Genomic DNA, 4,285 nt, shown 5'->3' with positions numbered 1-4,285 from the left:
CCCTCGGCCACCGGCACAAGTGCTTCGACTTGAAGCACACCAACCGAAAATCCAGCGATTTTTGCCCTCCCATACACACATGAAAAAAACCGCATTCTGGTTCTGCCTGTTGACGGTGGGTGTGCTTTCGCTGCTGCCCACCGAATACCTGCCGCGCCAGACCTTCAACATCTGGGACAAGGCCCAGCATGCGCTGGGTTTTGCGGCCCTGGCTGCGCTTTGTCTGAACGCCTACCCGCGCCACAAGCCCTACCAACTCGCATTGGGTTTGCTCGTTTTTGGCGCTGCGATTGAATGTGCACAAGCCGCGACGGGATGGCGCCATGGTGAGTGGCTCGACCTGCTGGCCGATGGCATCGGGATCGCGTTCGGAATGCTGGTTTGGACGTGGCGCCCCTGGGCGCTTGCTCGGGCCGATTGAGGCCTCGCTGCCGCTCGTCGGTGTGGCCGCCGGGATTTCTGCGCCGTCGGATGTAAAGATCGGCCGATCGGATGCCGCAGCATGAGCCCTTGGGCGAAAAACCGCACAATAAGGCCATGTCGCAATCCCCGCCCACCCGCGTGTTGCCCTGGCTGGAGCCCGGCGACGCTTTTCCGCCGGTGTCTACGGCCTGGGGAGAGCACGACCCCGCGCCCGGTTTGCTCGCAGCCGGTGGCGTACTGGACGTGGCGACACTGGTCTCGGCCTACTCGCGCGGCATTTTCCCCTGGTACAGCGCGGGACAACCCATTCTGTGGTGGAGCACCGACCCGCGCATGGTGCTGGAAACCCAGCACTTTCGGCTGCACCGCTCGTTGCGAAAGTCCTTGCAGGGTCTGTTGCGCACAAACCGGCTGGAGATCCGCTTTGATCACGGCTTCGAACGGGTCATCAAGGCCTGCGCCCACTCGGCCAGAAATGGACAATCGGGCACCTGGATTCTGCCGGCCATGGTCCAGGCCTATGTCCAGCTACACAAGGCCGGCGTGGCGCACAGCGTGGAGACCTGGATCGACGGCGAGCTGGCCGGTGGGCTGTATTGCATCAACCTGGGCGGCATGGTGTTTGGCGAGTCCATGTTCAGCCGCCAGAGCAACGCGTCCAAAATGGCGCTGGCTGCACTGGTGGCGTTCTGCCGGGCGCAGGGACTGCCCATGATCGACTGCCAGCAGGACACACCACACCTGGCTTCCCTGGGTGGACAGCTCGTTCCGCGCGAGACATTTTGTCGACATATTCGATCGGCCTTGCCCAGCCCGGCGCCCCAGTGGGTGTTTGAGCCGATATATTGGCAGCAGATCTTCAGCGACGCTGGCACCCAGCCGTGACCCACCTCAAAGAACTCCCGCTACAGGCCCTGCAGTTTTATGCCACTGCGCCCTACCCCTGCAGCTACCTGCCCGGGCGGCATGCGCGCTCCCAGGTTGCCACGCCCAGCCACCTGATCCACAGCGACGCGTATTCGGAGCTGGTGACGCACGGCTTTCGCCGCAGCGGCATGTTCACCTACCGGCCCTATTGCGACGGCTGCCAGGCCTGCGTGCCCTTGCGCGTGCCGGTTGCACGCTTCCAGCCCAACCGCAGCCAGCGCCGGTGCCAGGCACTTCATGCGCCCCTGCAAACCCGTGTGCTCAAGCTGTGCTTCATTCCGGAGCATTACCAGCTCTATCTGCGCTACCAGAACAGCCGCCACGCCGGCGGCGGCATGGACCACGACAGCATCGACCAGTACACCCAGTTCTTGCTGCAAAGCCGGGTCAACTCCCGCCTGATCGAGTTTTACCAGCCCGCCACCGAGCAAGAGCCTGCGCAGCTCAAGATGGTGTCCATCGTCGATGTGCTCAACGATGGCTTGTCAGCGGTCTACACCTTCTACGAACCCGAAGACAAGTCGGGCTACGGCACGTACAGCGTGTTGTGGCAAATCGAACAGGCCCGCACCCTCGGTTTGCCGCATGTGTACCTGGGTTACTGGATTGCACAGAGCAGCAAGATGAGCTACAAGGCCGGCTTCAAGCCCCACCAAATACGCCAAGACGAACAGTGGGTCGAGGTGGATTGAACGCCACGGCGCAGCCCCGCACCGACCAAGCACCGGGTGCAAATTTCATCTTGTAAGATACAGGCAACTCACCACTGCCATGACCAAACGAACCGACCACCAGCCCACCGCACCCACTGTTCAGGTGATTGAACGCATGTTCAATCTGGTGGAGGTCCTGGCGTCGCGCGAAGAACCGGTTTCTCTGAAAGAAATCAGCGAGAAAACCGGGCTGCACCCATCCACAGCCCACCGCATCCTCAACGACCTCACCATTGGCCGCTTTGTGGACCGCCCTGAGGCCGGCAGCTACCGGCTGGGCATGCGCCTGCTGGAACTGGGCAACCTGGTCAAAGCCCGTTTGAGCGTGCGCGACGCCGCCATGCTGCCCATGCGCGAGCTGCACAAGCTGATTCAGCAGCCGGTCAATCTGAGCGTGCGCCAGGGCGACGAAATCATTTACGTGGAGCGCGCCTACAGCGAGCGCTCCGGTATGCAGGTGGTGCGTGCGATCGGGGGACGCGCGCCCTTGCACCTCACTTCCGTGGGCAAGTTGTTCCTGGCGGCCGACGAGCCCCAGCGCGTGCGCGCCTATGCCACACGCACCGGTCTGGCGGGCAATACCCGCAACAGCCTGACGCAAATTGCCGCACTGGAGCGCGAACTCAATCTGTGCCGCCAAGCCGGTATTGCCAGAGACAACGAAGAACTGGAGCTGGGCGTGCGCTGCATGGCCGCTGGGATCTACGACGACCAGTGCAAGCTGGTGGCGGGCCTGTCGATTTCCGCGCCAGCCGATCGCATCGACGAGAACTGGCTGTCCAAGCTGCGCACCACCGCGGCCGATATCTCTGCCGCATTGGGCTGCCCCAAAGCGCACACGGCGGCGCAACTTTCGCTGCGCTGAACCTTGGCCGAACGCCCATAAAAAAAGGTCCCTTGAGGGGACCTTTTTTTATGGGGGGGCACGGTTTGTTGCAGCGGCCCGGGTATCTCTACACCGCGCTCAACCTTGCGGGCGGTGCGTTGTGGGCACAAAGTCTTGCGCCTCCACCCATCGCCGAACCCGCTCGGCGTCTTGGGAGCGGCTGCGTTTGCCAGCCGAGTCCAGAAACACCATGATGAGCTTGCGTCCGGCGACCTTGGCCTGCATGACCAGGCAACGACCCGCTTCGGAGATATAGCCCGTCTTTTGCAAACCAATGTCCCAATCCGGATTGCGGATCAGGCGGTTCGAGTTGTTGTATTGCAGCGTGCGTTGCCCGACATCCAGCTGGTAGCTTGGCGACGTGGACAGGTTGCGCAAAATGGGATGCTCGTACGCGGCCGAAACCAGGGTCACCAGATCGCGCGCGCTGGATTGGTTCAGACTGGACAGACCGGTGGGCTCCACATAGCGGGTGTCGCCCATTCCCAGCTGCTTCGCCTTGGCGTTCATGAGACGCACGAACTGCTGCAGGCCACTGGGGTAGGTACGGCCCAAGGCATGTGCAGCACGGTTTTCGCTCGACATCAACGCCAGATGCATCATCTCACCCCGGCTGAGCGTGGTGCCCACCGCCAGGCGCGACCGGCTGCCTTTGTAGGTATCCACATCGTCTTGTGTGATGGTGATTTGCTCGTCCATGGGCAAATTGGCTTCGGCGAGCACCAGGCCAGTCATCAGCTTGGTCAAGGAAGCGATGGGCAAGATCGCCGCATCGTTTTTGCTCAACAAAATTTCGTTGGTCTCCTGATCGACCACCAGGGCCACGCTGGAACTCAGGTCCAGCGGATCGTCGCTGCTGCGCAGGCCGAGCCGCTCACCCACCGAGAGCCGGGGCTCTGCAGCCACGCGCAGAAGCGCATCCCTGGCCACCGGGGTTTTCGCGGCAATTGCGTGAGACGCTTTGGACCGTTTGCTGCTCGCCAGCTTGACGTTGCGAGATGCCCCGCTTTTGCGGGCCACGGTTTTCTGGACTGCGGATTTTTTCGAAGACTTCGTGCCAGTCGATTTTGTGGCCGCCACGGTCTTGACCACCCGTTTGGCTTTCGAACCCGAGGCGACGGCCAAGCTCTTTTTGACCGCCGTTTTGGAGGCCACGGGCTTTTTGCTGCTGGACTTGGTGGCGGTCGTGGCGGACAAAGCCGGCACAGCTTGTAACAACACCGCCGAGACAAGAACGCCCAACCCCAGGCTTAGGATGTTTTGAAACCGGTTCGCGCGTTTGATCATATTGCCACTCCAGCCAACGACGTTGTGCTGGAGTGGAGTATAGACAAAT

Annotated in this window: 6 protein-coding genes; 5 read left to right on the top strand and 1 reads right to left on the bottom strand. The window is 61.8% G+C overall.

Features of this window, described 5'->3' with window-relative positions:
- The first annotated feature begins 79 nt into the window (after positions 1-79).
- From ABYB95_RS17980 to ABYB95_RS17965, 4 genes are all read left to right on the top strand, one after another.
- On the top strand, positions 80-421 hold the full coding sequence (locus tag ABYB95_RS17980) for a VanZ family protein (protein ID WP_372659998.1): 342 nt from the start codon (positions 80-82) through the stop codon (positions 419-421).
- Between the two features lie 116 nt (positions 422-537).
- Positions 538-1,308: a leucyl/phenylalanyl-tRNA--protein transferase gene (gene aat / locus ABYB95_RS17975; RefSeq protein ID WP_372659996.1), complete on the top strand. Its 771-nt coding sequence runs from the start codon at positions 538-540 to the stop codon at positions 1,306-1,308.
- Complete coding sequence (locus ABYB95_RS17970; protein WP_372659994.1) at positions 1,305-2,042, top strand: arginyltransferase; 738 nt, start codon at positions 1,305-1,307, stop codon at positions 2,040-2,042. Before aat ends, ABYB95_RS17970 begins: the two co-directional genes overlap by 4 nt.
- 79 nt (positions 2,043-2,121) lie before the next feature.
- A complete protein-coding gene (locus tag ABYB95_RS17965) occupies positions 2,122-2,928 on the top strand; it encodes an IclR family transcriptional regulator (protein WP_372659992.1) in 807 nt (268 codons plus the stop codon).
- Positions 2,929-3,027: 99 nt separating this feature from the next.
- On the opposite strand, the gene ABYB95_RS17960 is transcribed toward ABYB95_RS17965, so the two are convergent.
- Positions 3,028-4,029: a serine hydrolase gene (locus ABYB95_RS17960; RefSeq protein WP_372660000.1), complete on the bottom strand. Its 1,002-nt coding sequence runs from the start codon at positions 4,027-4,029 to the stop codon at positions 3,028-3,030.
- Here ABYB95_RS17960 and ABYB95_RS17955 point away from each other — a divergent pair.
- Positions 3,911-4,213 (top strand): hypothetical protein, encoded by a 303-nt coding sequence (locus tag ABYB95_RS17955; RefSeq protein WP_372660002.1) that lies wholly within the window; start codon positions 3,911-3,913, stop codon positions 4,211-4,213. The genes ABYB95_RS17960 and ABYB95_RS17955 overlap by 119 nt on opposite strands.
- Positions 4,214-4,285 lie beyond the last annotated feature (72 nt).

It is taken from the genome of Hydrogenophaga sp., assembly GCF_041633695.1.
In the GTDB taxonomy this organism is placed as follows: domain Bacteria; phylum Pseudomonadota; class Gammaproteobacteria; order Burkholderiales; family Burkholderiaceae_C; genus Hydrogenophaga.
Note: the sequence above shows the minus strand (reverse complement) of the source record. Positions and strands in the feature narration are given on the sequence as shown.

Excerpts from the sequence above, each read along its gene's own strand:
- ABYB95_RS17980 (WP_372659998.1), top strand. The coding sequence starts at position 80 with ATGAAAAAAACCGCATTCTGGTTCTGCCTGTTGACGGTGGGTGTGCTT.
- aat (WP_372659996.1), top strand. The coding sequence starts at position 538 with ATGTCGCAATCCCCGCCCACCCGCGTGTTGCCCTGGCTGGAGCCCGGC.
- ABYB95_RS17965 (WP_372659992.1), top strand. The coding sequence starts at position 2,122 with ATGACCAAACGAACCGACCACCAGCCCACCGCACCCACTGTTCAGGTG.